Source organism: Bifidobacterium sp. W8114 (assembly GCF_016101165.1).
In the GTDB taxonomy this organism is placed as follows: domain Bacteria; phylum Actinomycetota; class Actinomycetes; order Actinomycetales; family Bifidobacteriaceae; genus Bombiscardovia; species Bombiscardovia asteroides.
Window position 1 is genome coordinate 292468 of sequence record NZ_JACFRA010000004.1, and the last position, 17505, is coordinate 309972.

13 protein-coding genes are annotated in these 17505 nt (G+C 62.9%); 6 read left to right on the forward strand and 7 right to left on the reverse strand.

Going from position 1 to position 17505, the window contains the following annotated elements:
• Positions 1–1491 (reverse strand): ATP-dependent helicase, encoded by a 1491-nt coding sequence (locus H3T89_RS07300; RefSeq protein ID WP_332461015.1) that lies wholly within the window; start codon positions 1489–1491, stop codon positions 1–3.
• 103 nt (positions 1492–1594) lie between these two features.
• Here H3T89_RS07300 and H3T89_RS07305 point away from each other — a divergent pair, with 103 nt between their 5' ends.
• Together H3T89_RS07305 and H3T89_RS07310 are read left to right on the forward strand one after the other, a co-directional pair.
• A complete protein-coding gene (locus H3T89_RS07305) occupies positions 1595–3214 on the forward strand; it encodes a phosphotransferase family protein (RefSeq protein WP_198216649.1) in 1620 nt (539 codons plus the stop codon).
• Positions 3215–3303: 89 nt separating this feature from the next.
• The gene (locus H3T89_RS07310) at positions 3304–3543 is read left to right on the forward strand and encodes a DUF3107 domain-containing protein (RefSeq protein WP_015021514.1); all 240 of its coding nucleotides are present in this window, start codon (positions 3304–3306) and stop codon (positions 3541–3543) included.
• A gap of 63 nt (positions 3544–3606) precedes the next feature.
• Here the strand turns inward: H3T89_RS07310 and H3T89_RS07315 are convergent, their stop codons facing one another.
• The gene (locus H3T89_RS07315; RefSeq protein ID WP_198203751.1) at positions 3607–4494 is read right to left on the reverse strand and encodes a PHP domain-containing protein; all 888 of its coding nucleotides are present in this window, start codon (positions 4492–4494) and stop codon (positions 3607–3609) included.
• A 71-nt stretch (positions 4495–4565) separates the two neighbouring features.
• On the opposite strand from H3T89_RS07315, the gene H3T89_RS07320 reads away from it, so the two are divergent.
• Positions 4566–5198 carry a vitamin K epoxide reductase family protein gene (locus H3T89_RS07320; RefSeq protein ID WP_198216650.1) on the forward strand — a complete coding sequence of 211 codons (633 nt, stop codon included), beginning with the start codon at positions 4566–4568 and terminating at the stop codon, positions 5196–5198.
• Here H3T89_RS07320 and dapF read toward each other — a convergent pair whose 3' ends face one another.
• The gene (gene dapF, locus H3T89_RS07325) at positions 5199–6179 is read right to left on the reverse strand and encodes a diaminopimelate epimerase (RefSeq protein WP_198203749.1); all 981 of its coding nucleotides are present in this window, start codon (positions 6177–6179) and stop codon (positions 5199–5201) included.
• Between the two features lie 67 nt (positions 6180–6246).
• On the opposite strand from dapF, the gene murI reads away from it, so the two are divergent.
• Both murI and H3T89_RS07335 read left to right on the forward strand, forming a co-directional pair.
• Positions 6247–7032: a glutamate racemase gene (gene murI / locus H3T89_RS07330; RefSeq protein ID WP_198203748.1), complete on the forward strand. Its 786-nt coding sequence runs from the start codon at positions 6247–6249 to the stop codon at positions 7030–7032.
• Between the two features lie 67 nt (positions 7033–7099).
• Positions 7100–7951: a patatin-like phospholipase family protein gene (locus tag H3T89_RS07335; protein ID WP_198216651.1), complete on the forward strand. Its 852-nt coding sequence runs from the start codon at positions 7100–7102 to the stop codon at positions 7949–7951.
• Positions 7952–8003: 52 nt separating this feature from the next.
• On the opposite strand, the gene H3T89_RS07340 is transcribed toward H3T89_RS07335, so the two are convergent.
• Entirely contained in the window at positions 8004–8972 is a 969-nt protein-coding gene (locus tag H3T89_RS07340; protein ID WP_015021508.1) for an SPFH domain-containing protein, read from the reverse strand.
• Between the two features lie 166 nt (positions 8973–9138).
• On the opposite strand from H3T89_RS07340, the gene H3T89_RS07345 reads away from it, so the two are divergent.
• Entirely contained in the window at positions 9139–10086 is a 948-nt protein-coding gene (locus H3T89_RS07345; protein WP_015021507.1) for an aldo/keto reductase, read from the forward strand.
• A 134-nt stretch (positions 10087–10220) separates the two neighbouring features.
• Here the strand turns inward: H3T89_RS07345 and ileS are convergent, their stop codons facing one another.
• The 3 genes from ileS to H3T89_RS07360 all read right to left on the reverse strand — a co-directional run bounded on the left by ileS (position 10221) and on the right by H3T89_RS07360 (position 17486).
• Entirely contained in the window at positions 10221–13565 is a 3345-nt protein-coding gene (ileS, locus tag H3T89_RS07350) for a mupirocin-resistant isoleucine--tRNA ligase (RefSeq protein ID WP_198216652.1), read from the reverse strand.
• Positions 13566–13840: 275 nt separating this feature from the next.
• Positions 13841–15115, reverse strand: a complete 1275-nt coding sequence (locus tag H3T89_RS07355) for a glutamate-cysteine ligase family protein (protein WP_198216653.1) — start codon at positions 15113–15115, stop codon at positions 13841–13843.
• Between the two features lie 70 nt (positions 15116–15185).
• Positions 15186–17486 carry a glycoside hydrolase family 3 N-terminal domain-containing protein gene (locus H3T89_RS07360; RefSeq protein ID WP_198216654.1) on the reverse strand — a complete coding sequence of 767 codons (2301 nt, stop codon included), beginning with the start codon at positions 17484–17486 and terminating at the stop codon, positions 15186–15188.
• Positions 17487–17505 lie beyond the last annotated feature (19 nt).

Sequence of the window (17505 nt, forward strand, 5' to 3'; positions counted from 1 at the left end):
TCAGCGGTGAATGAATCGGCTGGGGGTGCGTCGGACGAAAGCGCTGCCATCCTTGTGCTCCGCATAGGAGAGGTGGAGTGTGTCCTCGGCCCGGGTCACCCCTACGTACATGAGACGGCGCTCCTCCTCCAGGACATCCCCTTCCGGCGGTGAACCAAAGGGAATCAGCCCCTCGGCACAGCCCACGATGAAGACATGGGTGAACTCCAACCCCTTGGCGGCGTGAATGGTGGAGACCGTGACCCTACCCTGGCCCATACCGCCCTCCAGCTGCTCCAGCACCTCCTGCTTGCTCAGATTGACCGACTGGTTCTGCCAGCCAGACTCCGTGCGTACCCGGTAACCAATTCCACGTTCGTGCAGGGCACGGCAGACCAGGGTCTGCTGGGCATTGATCCGCGTCAGGATTGCAAACTGGCCGGGCCGGGCCCCCTTCTTGATCATGGAGGATATACGGGAGGCCACGGCCCCGGCCTCATCGCCATCGTCCTCGTAACGGGTCATTGCAACCCTGCTGCCCTCCGGACGGGCCGAGGTCAGCTTCAGATAGTCATCACGCACCGGCGAGCGCGCCAGAATGCCGTTGGCGTAATGGACCACCCTACCCGTCGACCGGTAGTCGGTGGACAAGTCCAGATCAGCCTTGATGTCCGGGAATTCCTGGGGGAAGTTCAGCAAGTAGTAGGAGGTGGCCCCAGCAAAAGAGTAGATGGTCTGGGCCGGGTCACCCACCACGCACAGGTTCTGCCTGCCGTTGAGCCAGAGCTTGAGCAGCCGGTGCTGCAGGGGCGAGACATCCTGGTACTCGTCCACGGTCAGCCAGCCGATTCGGTCTCTGATGTCTGCAGCAGCCTGGCCACCTTCTTCCAATATGTGACAGACCAGCAGAAGAATGTCGTTGAAGTCCATCTGATTATGAGCGGCCTTGGATCTCTCGAAGACCGTGTACAGATCGGCCATCCGATCAGCCTCCAGACCGGCCGGTGGCAGGCGGTGACTGGCTGAGCAGACCCGTACGTAGTCCTGGGGGGCAATCAGCCCTACCTTGGCCCAGTTGATCTCCGCAGTCAGGTCCCTGACCTGCCCCGGGTCGGCCTCCTGCCCGCAGACCCGCTGGTAGGCGGAGGACACCAGGGGACCCACATCCTCAATCAAATCGGGAGGGTAGGTCTCGCTGACCTGGGGCCAGACCCGCCTGAGCTGATGCAGGGCCGCCGAATGAAAGGTCGCCGCCTGCAGGGAGGCCGACACGCCAAGCTTGGTCAGTCGATCGCGCATCTCGGCTGCAGCACGGACCGAAAAAGTCACTGCCAGGGTTCTGGATGGCTCCCAGCTGCCGCTGGCGCAGGCATAGGCCATCCGCCGGGTGATGGTCCTGGTCTTGCCAGCCCCGGCCCCAGCGACAATCCGCACAGGCCCGTCAAGCACGGTAGCAGCCTGCCGCTGGGCGGGATCCAGACCCTCCAGCAATCGTTCCTCATCCTCATGCACAACTCCATTGTGTCAAAGGGCGGTACCGGAACCGACAGCGGCGTGCCCACGTGGTCAAGTGGGCAACCCTATCCACAGCAGTCCTTGTATTATCCTTGGGAATGTGAGTGAACGAACGAAGCTGACCCTGGCCGCCCTGGCGTCGGCCGCCATGCCCGAGGTGCCCATGACCGGCGCACGGGACTGTGACCAGCTCAGCAGCCTGGACCGTGCACAGGGCGTGGACTGTGCCGTGGTCCAGGACGCGACCGGCAACGTCTACGACGTCTGGGCCACCGGCTCGGAGGCCGGCAAGCGCCGTCTGGCCGCTCGGGTCAAGGCGGCTCAGGCCCTGGCCGATGCCAAGGAGATGGCGGCCATGGGCTTCCGGGTCGAGCGCATCCTGGCCTATCAGCCCGGCGAGAGGGCCGACAGTCCGACCGGCACCACAGCTGTTGCCGTCATGACCCACTGCCCGGGCAGAATCCGTCCCCTCCACCTGCTGACCCTGAACGAATGCACCGCCGCAGGCACCGCCATCGGCGCCATCCATCGGGTACGCCCTGATTTTCTGAAAACCCACGGCTATCCGGCCTTCTCCACTGCCCAGATTGCGGCCCAACTGCGCGGATGGATCAAACGGCTGCGCATGGACGGCCACGTGCCCAAGGAAATCACCGATTCCTGGGCCTCCATCGTGGCGACCGACGGACTCTGGTCCTTTGAAACCTGCACCGTGCACGGAGGCTTCTCCGACGGCGATCTACTCTATTCAGGCTCCGGACTCAGCGGGGTCTACGGATGGCAGGACATGCAGGTCAACGATCCTGCCCGCGACCTGGCCTGGATCTTCGCCAAGCTGGACGGGTCCCGCCGCAACGCCGTCATTGCAGCCTACGGCAGGATGATGGGGGCCCGGCTGGACGACCTGATCATGCTCCGGGCCAATCTCTGGCTGCAGATGGAGCAGGTGGGCGAGTTCATCACCGCCCTGGATCATGCGGACAACGAGCGGATCATCCAATTCAAGGCACAGGTGGAACGTCTGGCCCAGCAGCTGGGCGACCACGAGCAGGACCGGCGCGCCCGTCGCCAGCAGCAGACACCCAGTCCGTCACCCGCTGGCGCACCCTCCACCATCACTGTGGGCACTCTGCTGGGCGATGATAAAGCTGAGGACCCCTCCGCAGCCAAGGTACATGAGAATCAGGCGCCAGAGCCGGACCCCGCCTCGACAGAAGCCTTGGATGAAAGCTCGGCCACCATCGCCATCAGCAGGGTGGAAATGGCTGACCTGGCTCTGGCCCAGACCGCCATGGACCACTCCGAGGCCGTGAATAAGCCCATCGGACAGGACCGGACCACAGACCTTGACAGCGATGACAAGTCCAAGCCCCCAGCTGTTGCTCCTATTGCCCAGGAGGAGGAATCAGGCCTGAGCGATCACTTCCGCGGCATCGGCCACCCAGCCACCAGCGACGAGGATGCAAATGGCGAAGCGAATCCGAAGGCTACAACAAGCGGCTCATCCGTAGGCCTGTCCGGAGACGGTCAGCCTTCGGCTGCTTCCCAGCCGCATGATGCCTCATCAGCTCAGGCTCTTGCGAGCGATCAGGCAGAGACCATCGTCCTTCCCAGAAAGCCCCTGCCTGAGCAGACCCCCACGCTCACTGCAGACGGACAGGCATCGGCATCACCGCCGGAAACCGGCTCTCCCCAGGAGAAGCATCAGGGAGACGCTTAGAGCGTAATCACCGGGGTCAGCGAATAATGAGACCGGAAGATCCGTGGACCGGCAGGTCTGGGCATCGGAGAAAAACCTTGGAGGTAGCAATGGATATCGAATTCGGCATCAAGAACGTGGCCCGCACCGTTAACTTCACCACCAACGACAAGGCGGACGAGGTGGCTGCCCACATCGCTCAGGCCCTGAACGAGGGCGGACCCATCGATCTGGTAGACGACAAGGGTCGGCACATCATTGTTCCCAAGGAGTCCCTGGGCTATGCAGTGATTGGTTCAGATACGACCCATCCGGTCGGTTTCGGAGTCCTGGGAGGCGCCTCCGACTGAGGCTGTGATCGCCTGATGGGGGCGGTCGGGTCCTTGTGGTCCGACCGCCCCCGATTCGTTCCGCTAACCCGCCCAGGCCACCGGGCGGCTCCCCCGGGCCCTGTCTACGATTCGGGCCACAACCTCATCAGTGGTGCTGTTCTCCCCCATGCGATTGGGTTTGCCTTGGCCGTGCCAGTCCGATCCTCCGGTCACCAGCAACCCCCAGCGTTGGGCCAGAGCCAGCAACCGTCGACGCTGATCGGGCGGATTGTCCCGGTGCCAGACCTCCAGGCCGCCAAGCCCCTCCCTGGCCAGCGCAGCGATCTGCTGGTCGGAGAGCAGAACGGGGTTGCGACTGACCGCACCGGGGTGTGCGATGACCAAGACACCGCCTGCATGGTTGACCGCTGCCAGCACCTGGTGGGTGGTCGGCGAGGGCGTAGGCAGGTAGTAGGTGCTTCTGGATGAACATACCCCGGCAAAGGCCTGACTCCGGTCGGCATAGACACCGGCCTTGACCAGGGCATCGGCGATATGCGGACGGCCCACCGTGGTCTTCGAACCCTCCTTGACCTGGTCCAGCACATCCTGCCAGGTGATTGGGTAATCCTTGGAGATCCGCTCGACCATGGTCCTGGTTCTGCTCAACCTGGCCTCCCTGGTCCTGACGAAAAGCCCGGCGATGACCGGATCCTCGGGATCGTAAAGGTAGGCCAGCATGTGAACCGATACATGACCATCCTGCGCGGTGATTTCGGTGCCCGGCAGCAGGGGCATCGCCAGGTCCTGGGCCGCCTGACGAGCCTGATCCCAGCCAGCATTGGTGTCATGGTCGGTGATGGCCAGACCTTCCAGACCCAGCTGCTGTGCCTGCTCAACCATCCCCCTGGGCGTCACGGTGCCGTCGGAGAACACGGTGTGGCAGTGCAGATCCCAGCCGGAAACCGTGGCAGTATCCTCATGCGTCATGCCTCCATCCTAAACTCGTGAACGAGTTCACGTCTCAGAGAACCTTCTTGACCATCGAGGTGATGGACCCCATGAGCGAACCGACATCGTCAGCCCCACCCCGGCAGGAGGCCAGATCCTTCTACAGCTATCTGATTGCTGCCCTGGCCTCTCTCGCAACGCTCTACGCCAGCCTGGTCCTGTCAGCGGAAACGCTCCAGCTGGCACGTCACCCCCAGGGCCAGCTCAGCTGTGACATCAACTCGGTGGTCTCCTGCTCCGCCGTTGCCCAGTCCCCCCAGGCCGAGCTGATTCGCTTGGGCACACTGCCGGTCCCCAACGCCTTTCTGGGACTGATGGCCGAGTCCGTCTTCCTGACGCTGGCGGTAGTTGGCCTGTGCAGGATCAAGATGCCCACGCTGCTGGCAGCGGGAACCTGGCTGGCCTCGCTTGCTGCGCTGGCCTATGCACTCTGGCTGTTCACCCAGTCACTCTTCGTCATCCACGCCCTCTGCCCCTGGTGCCTGGTCATGATCTTCGCCACCAGCCTGCAATTCATGGCCTTCAGCCACGCCACGGTCATCCAGCAGGATCTGCCGCACAAGCGGCCAGGATGGTTGCAGACGTACTACCAGCGGCACTTCGACCTGATGGTCGACCTGATCTGGCTGGTAGCCTTGGCAACCATCGTCCTGGCTGTGGAAGGATCCGCCCTCTTCGGCTAATCAGCAGCCGGGAACATGCTCCAGGGTCACATGCTCCAGGGTCAGACGGGCCACCATTCTGGCCGGTCCTGTCAGCCATGCATCCTGCGAATCCACGTCCACCTTCAGACAGCCTCCACCTACCTGAATGATCCAGTGATCGACACCGGTCAAAGCTCGAAGCAGCACGCCGCTGGCGCACAGACCGGTCCCGCAGGACAAGGTCTCGCCCACTCCACGCTCATAGACCCTCATGGTGGCCCGACCGCTGCCATTGTCGGCATCCAGGGCATCCAGACGTAGGAATTCCACATTCTGCCCCTCAGCCAGCCCGGGCCTGACCTGCGGGGGAGCCGACAGATCCAGATTGGCCAGGTCAGGCAGATCAGCTCTGGCTAACAGGTCGGTCACGGTTCCGGGCAGCACCCCAGCCTCCAATTCGGCAGCGGCTGAGGCCAGAACGACTGCATGGGGATTGCCCATATCCACCATGGTGCCGGGAGCCGAGCCGCCTAAAGCACCGCCGTCGACCAGCTGTTGCCCCACCGGGCCCAACCGCCATGCCCCGACCTTGACCTTGAACACATGATCGCCATCGCACTTCATCGGACTGCACGAGACGATCCGCTTGACCCCGGCTCTGGTCCCCAGCAGGAAGGAGGAGCCCTCCATGGTCGGCGTCAGCCCCTGCTTCTGGGCGAAGAGGGTGACGGCCCGCGTCCCGTTGCCGCACATCTGAGCCAAGGAACCGTCCGCGTTGCGGTAGTCCATGAACCACTGACAGCCGAAGCGGTCGCAGGCATCCACCTGCTCCTGGTTCAGGTCGCTGACATCGGCCGGGTGGGTCAGCCGGATCACCCCGTCGGCTCCGACCCCGAAATGCCGGTCGCACAGCCATCGCACCTGATCGGCCGTAGGTTCCAAATCCCCCCGGGGATCGGCGTAGACCACGAAATCGTTGCCGGTGGCTTGCATTTTGTAAACAGTCCGGGGAATACTCATGCTTGTAGCGTACGGCCCTTCGGCGACAGACTAGGCTGGTTCTTCGGCTGCGAAAGGAGCGGATCACATGGCATCAGATGCACCGATCGGGATCTTCGACTCCGGGCTGGGCGGTCTGAGCGTCACCGCAGCCATTCAGAACCTGCTGCCCCAAGAAAATCTGCTCTACTTCGGCGATTCCGCCTATGCCCCCTACGGCACCAAGGAGCCGGAACAGATCGCCCAGCGCTGCCAGGTCATCGGCGACCGGTTCATGGACCAGGGCGTCAAGGCCATGGTCATCGCCTGCAACACCGCCACCAGCGTCTGCGTGGATGAGATGCGCCGACGTTACCCGGTCCCGGTCATCGGCATGGAGCCGGCCCTGAAACTGGCTTGTACACGAGGCGGGGGCCAACCCCAGCGGGTTTTGGTCACCGCCACCCCGCTGACCTTGAAGGAGGCCAAGTTCTCGCGTCTGATGGCTCGGTTCTCCGGCAGGCACACCATCCTCACCCAGCCCTGCCCGGACCTGGTGACCATTGTGGAGTCCGACAGACTGAACGACCAGGCACTGGTCGATGCCACCCTGCACCGTTACCTGGACCCCTATGATCTGCAGACCCTGGATGCCCTGGTCCTGGGCTGCACCCACTTCGTCTTCTTCCGTCAATCCATCGCCCGTATCTGCCCGCCGGAGCTTGCGCTGATCGACGGCAACCCTGGGACGGCCCGCCACCTCAAGGATCTGCTGCTCCACGCCGATGCCCTCAACCAAGGCCCCGACCCGGGCAGGGTACAGATCGCCAACTCCGATTCCTCACCGGAAATGCTGGATCTGTCCGAGCGGCTGCTGGCCTCCTGCCGCCCCTGAACGGCTTGTCCTACGTCCGCGCATAAGCTGTCATCAAGCGCGGAATCTGTCTGGAATCGAGGTGCTCATGGCACGCAAAGGAACAGCCGTCATTGACGTAGGCGGCGGCTACCGGTCCATCTTCGGCGCCGGCGTCTTCGACCTCTGCATGGAGCAGGGCATCACCTTCGATCACTGCTACGGGGTCTCGGCCGGCAGCGCCAATCTGGCTTCGTTCCTGTCGGGCCAGCTCAGACGCTGCTACCGCTTCTACACCGTATACTCCTCCCGCAAGGAGTACGCGAGCGTGAGCAACTTCCTGACCAAGCACACCTTCGTCGACCTGGACTACGTCTACGGCAAACTGTCGGCCCATGACGGGGAATGCCCGCTGGATTACCAGGCGCTGAAGGCCAACCCGGCCCTGTTCACCGTAGTGGCCTGCAAGGCCACCGATGGATCCACCGTCTACTTTGACAAGTCAGACCTGGCCCAGGACAACTATGACATCCTCAAGGCCTCATCCACAGTGCCTGTGGCCAATAAGCCCTATATGATCAATGGCGTGCCCTATCTGGACGGCGGCATCGCCGACCCTGTCCCGGTCCGCAAAGCCATGGATGAGGGCTATGAACGCATTGTCCTGGTACTGACCCGCCAGAGGGATATTCTGCGAGAGCAGAAGAAGGATGTCCTGCCCGCCCGAATCCTGGCCAGAACCTATCCGGCGGCCGGCGAGCGCCTGATGGAGCGCTACCGCACCTACAACGACGAGGTGGCCCTGGCCAAACAGGCCGAAAAGGAGGGTCGGGTCCTCATCCTGGCCCCGGACAGCCTGTGCGGACTGACCACCCTGAGCAAGTCGCTCAAGGGACTCAACGCCATGTACGACAAAGGTTATCGGGCCGCCGAGGCCATAGCCGACTTCCTGGAAAGCTGAACAACTCCCCGCAGGTTCTGCCTTGCGGGGAGTTGTTCCTTTTCACTGGATCTTACAGAACCGGCGTACCGGTCCCGCCCTCTGTGCCCGCACTCCTGCGGCCGTGGCGGGGATCCGCGCTGCCCTGGGTGCTTTGTGCGGTCATCAGCGCTGCGGTCATCTGATTGAAGAGCTCGTTGTATCCACCGGGGGTTGACGCAGGCAGGACCAGGGTCTTGGCATTGCCGGATTCGGCCAGCGAGCGCATCACATCCAGATACTGGTTGAAGAGCACCACATTGTTGACGGCGTCGATATCCATGCCCACTGCCCGCAGGCTGTTGATCTGGTCCACAATGCCGTTGGCGATCTCACGCCGGTAGTTGGCCTGGCCCTCGCCCTGCATCCTGGTCTTCTCGGCATCGGCCCTGGCCTGGGTCTCTATCTCGATCCGACGGGCCTCGGCACGCTCCTTGGTGGCCTCCTTCTCGCGCTGGGCCGCGTTGATCGAGTCCATGGCCTGCTTGACCTGGGTGGAGGGGTCGATGGCGGTGACCAGGGTCTTGATGACCGAGAACCCAAAGCGCTGCATCTCCTTCCCCACAGTCTTCTGCACGTCTGAGGCGATGTCGTCCTTGCGGGCGAAGGCGTCATCCAGGCTCAGGGCGGGAATGGCCGACCTGAGGGCATCCTCCATGTAAGAGCGCAGTTGGCCCGCCGGGTCGACCAGCTCGTAGTATGCCGTAGACACGTTGGCCGCCTCCACACGGAACTGTGCGGAGACCTCCACAGTGACGAAGACGTTGTCCTTGGTCTTGGTCTCCAGCTTGACGTTCAACTGGTTGACCCGCAGGTTGGTCTTGGCGGCGATCCGATCCACCAGGGGGATCTTGGCGTGGATGCCCGCCAGCACCACCCGATGGTACTTGCCGAAGCGCTCAATGACGTCCGCCTGCTGCTGGGGCACCACGAAGATCCCCAGGAGGAAGATGATCAGCGCCAGAACCAGCACGGCGATCACAATGGCGATGCCTAGATGCATGAGTGTTCTCCTTCGAGCTTAAAACCCTTGGATGCCGGACCTAAAACCGCCCCATTCCGGCCTTTCCTCCCCTCACCATACATGATGGACTCGTCTGAATAACCGGTTCGGGCACACCAGCGGTAATAGACTCGGCTTAACAAGGCTTCAACTCGAAAGGATGAACATGGCAAAACTACGCGGCATCGACGCCGAAATCTTCCCCCTGGTGCTGGGCGGTAACACCTTCGGATGGACCAGCGACGAATCCGAATCTGACCGGGTCCTGGACGCCTACACGGAAGCCGGAGGCAACCTGATCGATACAGCTGACGTCTATTCGGCATGGGCCCCCGGCCACTCCGGCGGTGAGTCCGAGATCGTCATGGGCCGCTGGCTGTCCAAGAACGGCAACCGCGACAAGGTCCTGGTGGCCACCAAGGTCAGCCAGCACCCCCAGTACTCCGGCCTGTCAGCCAGGAACATTGAGGCCGCCGCCGACGCCTCCCTGCTCAGGCTGGGCCTGGATGTGATCGACCTCTACTACGCCCACTTCGACGACAGCTCCACCCCCCTGGAGGAGACTGCGGCAGCCTTCGACAAACTGGTCAAGGAGGGCAAGGTCCGGGCCATTGGAGTGTCCAACTACACCCCGGACCGGATTCGTGAATGGTTCAGCATTGCACGCAAGGAGGGCTTGACCCTGCCGGTGGCCCTGGAGCCCCAGTACAATCTGGTCTATCGCAGGACCTATGAGAATGGCCTCATGCAGGTTGCCAAGGACGAGGATCTGGCGGTCTTCCCCTACTTCTCGCTGGCTTCGGGCTTCCTGACGGGCAAGTACCGGACCCTGGACGACCTCAAGGGCAAGAAGCGCGAGGGCATGGTCAAGGACTTCTTCACCCAGGAGGGACTGGATGTGGTCGCCGCCATGGACGGCATCGCCAAGGCCCACGGGGTCGAACTGGCCACCGTAGCCCTGGCCTGGCTCAACCATAGGCCTGGGATTGCAGCCCCTATCGCTTCCGCACGCACCCCCGAGCAGCTGCCGGCCCTTCTGGCCGCTGCCCATCTGAAACTGAGCGACCAGGATATGCAGACCTTGGACCAGGTCAGCGACAAGGTCAAAGGCTGATCAGCAGCCGGTACTCCATCGCGGTTGCCGGCAGCATGGCCAAGCGTGGTGCAGACGAGCACCGAGCCAGGCAGAGCTTATAGCAAAGGGCTTCCATCCGATACAGGATGGAAGCCCTTTGTATGCAACGATGATCAGGCCTTGACCAGGTCCACCTGCGGCTGGTCGAGATTGCCGGCATTGACGGTCAGGTTGGTGGCCAGGGTCTCGCGAGCGATCAGGTCGCTGAACTGCTGGGCCTTGGGGGCATCCTCAGCAGGCAGAGTCAAGGTCAACCGGATCCGGTCGGCGATGTCCAGACCAGCGGTCTTCCGGGCATCCTGAACCTGGCGGATCAGATCGCGGGCATAGCCCTCGGCCAAGAGGTCGTCGTCCAGCTGGGTGTCGAGGATGACGAAACCCCCAGTGGGGAGAGCTGCGGAGGCCGACCTGTCGGCCTGGGAGCCATCCTCCTGTTCGATCCGGTTGTCCAGCTCGTATTCGCCAGGTTCCAGGGCCACCGGTCCATCGGGGGTAGTGACGACCACATGTCCGTCCTGCTCTGACCAGTCGCCCTGCTTGGAGGCACGGATGACGAACTGGACCTGCTTGCCCAGCCGGGGTCCGGCCGCACGGGCATTGACCTTGAGATCGTGGATGATTTGCAGGCCATGCCGGCCGGCCTGATCCAGGGTGCAGAACTCCACATCCTTGATGTTGAGCTCGGACTTGAGCACATCCACGTAGGGGCGGGCCGCATCGGGGTCACGAACCACCACGGTCAGCCGGGACAGGGGCTGGCGGACGCGGATCTGCTCGGCCTTGCGCAGGGCCAGGGTGGCCGAAACCACCTCGCGAACCTTCTCCATGGCGGCTACCAGAGCAGGATCGTCGCGCAGGACCTGTCCCAGCTGGGTCTCCTGCCCGGTGGCCTCGTCGGCCAGGAAGGGCCAGTCGGCCAGGTGGACCGACTCGCCGCCGGTCAGACCCCGCCAGATTTGCTCGGCTTCCATGGGCGCCAGGGGGGCCAGAACACGGGAGAAAGCCTCCAGGACCGTGTAGAGGGTGTCGAAGGCCTGGTGATCCTCGCTCCAGAAGCGATCGCGATTGTTGCGGATGTACCAATTCGTCAGCACATCGATGAAGTCGGTCACCGCATCGCAGGCCTCGGAGATGGCGAAGTCGTCCAGGGCCTTCTGCACCGACTGGATCAGCCGACGGGTGCGTGCCAGCAGGAAGCGATCCATCTCCGGCAGGCTCGCCACCCGGTCCGGCGTCAGCGCCTGGGCCTGGTAGCCGGCACCCTTGTTGGCCGCGTTGGCGTAGAGCGTGTAGAAGTAGTAGGAGCTCCAGACCGGCAGCATGACCTGACGGACCGTGTCGCGAATGCCATCGGCGGTGACGACCAGGTTGCCGCCGCGCAGGATGGAAGAGCTCATCAGGAACCAGCGCATGGCATCGGATCCGTACTTGTCGAAGACCTCGTTCACATCCGGGTAATTGCGCAGGTGCTTGCTCATCTTCTGGCCGTCGGAGCCCAGGACGATGCCGTGGCAGATCACGTTCTTGAAGGCCGGCCGGTCGAAGAGGGCCGTGGACATGATGTGCATGGTGTAGAACCAGCCACGGGTCTGACCGATGTACTCCACCACAAAATCGCAGGGATCCCTGTCTTCGAAGTACTGCTTGTTTTCGAAGGGGTAATGGAACTGCGCGAAGGGCATGGAGCCCGACTCGAACCAGCAGTCCAGCACATCGGTGATCCTGTGCATGGTGGACTTGCCGGTCGGATCGTCGGGGTTGGGCCTGGTCAGCTGATCGATCCAAGGCCGATGCATGTTGATCTGCCCCTTGTCATCGGTCGGGTAACGGCCAAAGTCCTGCTTGAGCTCATCCAGGGACCCATAGACATCCACCCGGGGGTGCTTGGGATCGTCCGAGACCCAGACCGGTATGGGCGAGCCCCAGAACCTGTTGCGGGAGATGGACCAGTCGCGGGCGTTGGCCAGCCATTTGCCGAACTGGCCGTCCTTGACATTCTCGGGGATCCAGTTGATCTGCTGGTTGAGTTCCAGCAGGCGGTCCTTGATCTTGGTCACGGAGACGAACCAGCTGGAGACCGGCTTGTAAATCAGCGGGGTGCCGCAACGCCAGCAGTGTGGGTAGGAGTGGACGTAGCTCTTCTCCTGGAAGAGGAGAGCGCGGTGCTCGGCAGGAATCCGTGCCAAGGGGCCGTCGCCTGCACGCAGGTTGCGGACGATGGGCATGTTGGCATCGAAGGCCTGCATGCCTTGATAATCGGGGCATTGCTCGGTGAAGACAGCACCAGCATCGAGGACGTCCACGCTGCGGATGCCCTTGGCATTCAGCGTGTTCATATCGTCTTCGCCATAGGGAGCCTGGTGGACCAGGCCGGTGCCCTCCACAGTGTCGACGTAGTCGGCCGTGTAAATGGTATAGGCATTGGGGCCGGGGGTGCCGCCCTCGGATTCGGCCTGCTCTCCGGCGAAGTAGGGAAAGACCGGCCAGTACCGCCAGCCCTCCATCTGTGACCCCTTGAGGGTGCGGACCACCTGGTAGTCCTCCCCCAGCTGCTTGGCGTAGTCGCCCAGACGGGCCGTGGCGATGTAGAAGCGCTTGCCGGCAAATGGTCCGGACACCGGACTGACCTCCGAGTACTCGATGTCAGCGCCGACAACGATGGCAAGGTTGGTGGGCACGGTCCAGGGAGTAGTGGTCCAGAAGACCGCATAGGCATCCTCGTCCCTGAGCTTGACGGCCACGGAAACAGTGGTGTCCTGCCGGTCCTGATAGACATCGGCATCCATGCGCAGCTCGTGGTTGGACAGCGGCGTCTGGTCCTTCCAGCAGTAGGGCAGCACCCGGTAGCCTTCGTAGGCCAGGCCCTTCTCATACAGGGTCTTGAAGGCCCACATGACCGACTCCATATAAGAGACATTCAGGGTTTTGTAGCCATGGTCGAAGTCCACCCAGCGAGCCTGACGGTGGACGTAGTCCTTCCACTCGCTGGTGTACTTGAGCACCGAGGCGCGACAGGCGTCATTGAACTTCTCGATGCCCATCTGTTCGATCTGATCCACGCTGTCGATGCCGAGCTCGCGCTGGGCCTCCAGCTCGGCGGGCAGACCGTGGGTGTCCCAGCCGAAGACCCTGTTGACCTTGTGGCCCTTCATGGTCTGATAGCGGGGAATGACATCCTTGACGTAGCCGGTCAGCAGGTGCCCGTAGTGGGGCAGGCCGTTGGCGAAGGGCGGGCCGTCGAAGAAGACGAACTCGTTGTCGGCGTGATCACCGGACGGGCGACGATCCACCGACTTGTTGAAGGTGTCGTCATGATCCCAGTAGTCCAGCACGGACTCCTCCATGTGGGGGAAGGAGGGATTGGGCGTCACCTTGGCCAGAGCCGGGTCCACCACCGCCTTGGGATAGACTTCGCCATCCCGACTTGTCGCATCTGAGGTATCAGTGGTCTGATTCACCGTTCACGCTCCTCGCTGGTCGTTCATATCGCCATGTCGAGGACGAGGGACACATGGGGCCCACCGCGGTACCACCTCGCTTGCCCGGCCAATGACCCGCGCCGGACCGCTTGATCTGGGCTATGCGGGCCCACCCGTCGGTTCTACTGAGGACCGCCGCAGGCGATCCTGTTCTTCCGAGGGCTCCCCGCTGATGACGGATCAAGGCCCATTGGTGACCAGATTATACCATCCTCAGGAAACCGGTCTCGCCCGTTCGCATAACGAAACAGTCGTCAGGACTGGAAAAGATCGGGATGGCGCGGATCGCCCGGCAGATCTTCAAGGGTGTCCTCGGCGCCCAGCGCCTGCCGCCAGAAGTCCAGGGAACGACCATAGGGGCTGGCCTTGCCGCCGCGAACCTGCAGGTCGGCCTTGGCTGCAAGCACATCCTCATCGCTCACCCCGTCCAAGAGCGTGGCAAGTCCGGCGAATCGATCCGAGTCATAGAAGATGCCACCAACGACCTCAAGAAGTCGGCTGGCACGTTTCATGGGCAGTGAATCCCAGTGCCTGAGCTCGATGTAATTCTTCAGGCGGACGTCATTGAAGTGCGTGGTCAAAATGTGCGCTATCTCGGCATCATTGAGCCGCCGATCCGGATAGATCTCCCCGGCGTTTTCATGCCAGGCTATGAAGACCTGCTGTCCCTGCGGCCCCTCCACCTCCGGGGTGTGGGAGACATCGGCCACCATGAGCGGAGTGGAGAGCATGTCCACGGCATAGTCCTCCCAGCCGAAGCCATCCTCGAACAGCCCAGGAATCAGACCCGTGCGCTGGGTGTCGAGCCAATCCCAGATCCGCTGACGCCTCAGGGGCATGCGGTTGGGCTTGCCCTCAAAGATTGGAGTGTTGCGGAAGAAGTAGGCCAGGATAGGCCCGATGGCCGTGCCCAGACGAATCTTGCCGATGGCATCGTCCTCGTCCTGGTAGTCGATGCTGATCTGGGTGGAGGCGGTGCTGCGCATCATCATGGGCCCGCACTGGCCGATGCGACCCAAGTAGGTGTTCATGACCGCATAGCGTTCCTTGGGATTGACGCCCACATCCGCGTATGACCCGGCCGGACGGTACCCGTACTCGACCAACCGGAACCCCAGCCGCTCGGCGATGGGGTCGACCTCGGCACGGAAGCGACGGTAGAGGTCTTCGAATTCCCGGCTGTCCCGCACCACACCCAGGGAGCACTCCACCTGGCTCCCGGGCTCCAGTGAGACCACGCAGCCCTGACGACTCAGTCCTACCAGGTGACCGTCCTCCCGATATTCCTTATCGCCGTCGTAGCAAGGCTCCAAGGCCGATAGCAGGGCCTCGATGCCCTGCTCCCCCTCATAGGGAACCGGGGCATCGGACCCGTCGTTGCGGACCGGCAGATGCTCGATCTCAATACCGAAACGCCACTGGGAACGTGGTTTGGATCCTCGTCTAAAGTAGTCGACCAGGCTGTCCACATGCCGCGGATTTGGAACCGTCAACAGGTGCGCATACCCAGCGCCTACGCTTTTCCTCATGCTGTCATGGTAGGAGCGGTCGAGGGCCCTGGGCAACCAACACGCGAGGAGTTCCGCTATCGGATGGTGGTCAGTCCACGGTCACCGTCACGGCCTGCAGGTCCTCCCTGCGCGAGGAGGATCCCACCAGCACCTGGAACTGACCAGGCTCGACCCTGCGGTTGCAGTCGGCATCGACCAGGATCCACTCGGACACCGGTAGATCGAAGACCACCTTCCGGGTCTGCCCTGGATCCAGCTGAATCCTTTGGAAGGCCTTGAGCTCGCGGTCAGCCCAGCTGACTGATGTCACCAGGTCGCTGATATAGGCCTGGACCACCTCGGTGCCTGGCCGCTTGCCGGTGTTGGTCAGGTCTACAGTCACCCTGACCGTATCCTCGGGTCCAACGGTATCCGGTCCATCGACCTGTGGCTTTCCGTAGGCAAAGGTGGTGTAGCCCATACCCTGACCGAAGGCGAAGGCCGGATCCTGCGTCAGATCTGCATAGCGGTCTCCATGCTGGCCCCGGATCTGGTTGTAGTAGACCGGCAGCTGCCCGGCATGCCTGGGGAAGGTGATGGGCAGTCTGCCTGTGGGTTCAACCTTGCCGGTGAGTATCCTGGCCAAGGCACGACCGCCCTGCATGCCCGGGTCGGGCTGCCAGATCAGAGCCCTGGCCGACTGTGCGGACGGGGGCAGGATCAGCGGCTTGGAGGACATGAGCACGATGACCATGGGCTTGCCCGTCTGCGCCAGGGCATCCAGCAGATCGCGCTGAGGACCGTAGAGTTCCAGTGTGGCAGTCGAACGGCCCTCGCCCACCAGCTGGACCACGTCGCCGACCACGGCAACCACCAGGTCGCTCTGTCCGGCCAGGTCCAGAGCCCTGTCGAAACGGGCCTGATCGATTTTTGCCGGGGCCGCCACCTTGGGCCTGGGCTGGCCGTCGGGGAAGAGCTTGCCCGCCGGGTCGTCAACCAGACGGAGCACGTCGACGCCCTGCTCGCAGCTGAGCTGCCAGTTTTCCGGCAACTCCTGGCGCAGACCGTCGGCCACGGTCGAGATCATCTCCCGCGGCTGGTCCTTGATCCAGTCGCACTGACCCGAGCCGCCGGCCCAGTCCCCAAGCTGGTTCTGGGCATCATCGATCAGCGGACCCACCAAGGCGATGCTATGTGCTGAATCATCACCAGGACGGCCATCGGCACCCACCCCACCGAACAGGGGTAGGATGCCGTCGTTCTTCAAAAGAACCGCCGACTCCTGGGCCACCTGAAGATTGAGCTCCTGGTGCTCCGGTGAATTGATGACCGCCTTCTGGGCCTCGGGGTTGGGCAACCGCGGATCCTCGAAGAGTCCCATGCGGAATTTCAGAGCCAGGATGTGCTTGACCGCCCGGTCAAGGTCCTCCTCGTGCAGAAGCCCGGCATCCAGTGCATCCAAGGCTCCCTGGTAGAAGCCGGGCGTGGTCATGATCAGGTCGTTGCCTGCCTTGACGGCGGCTGCAGCAGCCCTGGTGTAGTCGGGCTGCACCTTCTGCTCCCAGACCATCCGGCCAACGTTGTCCCAGTCGGTGATCAGAGTGCCCTGGTATCCCCACTCCCCTCGAAGCACGTCGTTGAGCAGCCAGTTGTTGATGGTGACCGGAACCCCGTCGATGGACTCGTAGCCCAGCATGAAGGTGGCTACTCCCTCCTTGGCCAGGCGCTCGAAAGGCGGCAGGAACCAGGAGAGCAGCTTGCGGTGCGAAAGGTCGGCCTCGGAGGCATCACGCCCGCCCTGGGTCTCGGAGTAGCCGGCAAAGTGCTTGGCCGTGGCCAGAACAGCATCCTTGGGCAGGGTTCCGGTCATGGCTGATCCGCCCTGGTAGCCGCGCACCATGGCCGAGGCCATCTCGCCGATCAGGAAGGGATCCTCACCGAAGGTTTCATCCACCCGGCCCCAGCGGGTGTCCCTGGCTATGCAAAGCACCGGAGAGAAGGTCCAGTGGACGCCTGTTGTGGCGACCTCCTGGGCTGTGGCCCTCCCCATCCGCTGAATCAGTCCAGGGTCGAAAGAGGCTGCCATGCCCAACTGCTCGGGGAAAATGGTGGCCCCTCGGAAGAAGGAATGGCCATGGATGCAGTCGTCGCCGATCAGCAGGGGAATGCCCAGACGAGTGCGGTGGACCGCTTTGTCAGCATTGATCATGTTCTTCGGAGAGACATGCAGCAGGGACCCGGCGTGCTGATCCACCACCTCCTTGTCGACCCCCTGGCGGGCATCCACCTGCATCATCTGGCCCACCTTCTCCTCGCGGGTCATCCGGCCCAGCAGGTCGGCCACTCGCTCATCCACGCTCAGGTCGGGATCGCGGTAGGGCAGGTCCTCCGTCAACTTTCTTGATGCCATCTGGGCACCTTCCTTTCTT

Excerpts from the sequence above, each read along its gene's own strand:
- H3T89_RS07315 (WP_198203751.1), bottom strand. The coding sequence starts at position 4,494 with ATGACGCATGAGGATACTGCCACGGTTTCCGGCTGGGATCTGCACTGC.
- H3T89_RS07360 (WP_198216654.1), bottom strand. The coding sequence starts at position 17,486 with ATGGCATCAAGAAAGTTGACGGAGGACCTGCCCTACCGCGATCCCGAC.
- H3T89_RS07320 (WP_198216650.1), top strand. The coding sequence starts at position 4,566 with ATGAGCGAACCGACATCGTCAGCCCCACCCCGGCAGGAGGCCAGATCC.
- H3T89_RS07355 (WP_198216653.1), bottom strand. The coding sequence starts at position 15,115 with ATGAGGAAAAGCGTAGGCGCTGGGTATGCGCACCTGTTGACGGTTCCA.
- H3T89_RS07340 (WP_015021508.1), bottom strand. The coding sequence starts at position 8,972 with ATGCATCTAGGCATCGCCATTGTGATCGCCGTGCTGGTTCTGGCGCTG.
- H3T89_RS07345 (WP_015021507.1), top strand. The coding sequence starts at position 9,139 with ATGGCAAAACTACGCGGCATCGACGCCGAAATCTTCCCCCTGGTGCTG.
- H3T89_RS07335 (WP_198216651.1), top strand. The coding sequence starts at position 7,100 with ATGGCACGCAAAGGAACAGCCGTCATTGACGTAGGCGGCGGCTACCGG.
- murI (WP_198203748.1), top strand. The coding sequence starts at position 6,247 with ATGGCATCAGATGCACCGATCGGGATCTTCGACTCCGGGCTGGGCGGT.
- dapF (WP_198203749.1), bottom strand. The coding sequence starts at position 6,179 with ATGAGTATTCCCCGGACTGTTTACAAAATGCAAGCCACCGGCAACGAT.
- H3T89_RS07310 (WP_015021514.1), top strand. The coding sequence starts at position 3,304 with ATGGATATCGAATTCGGCATCAAGAACGTGGCCCGCACCGTTAACTTC.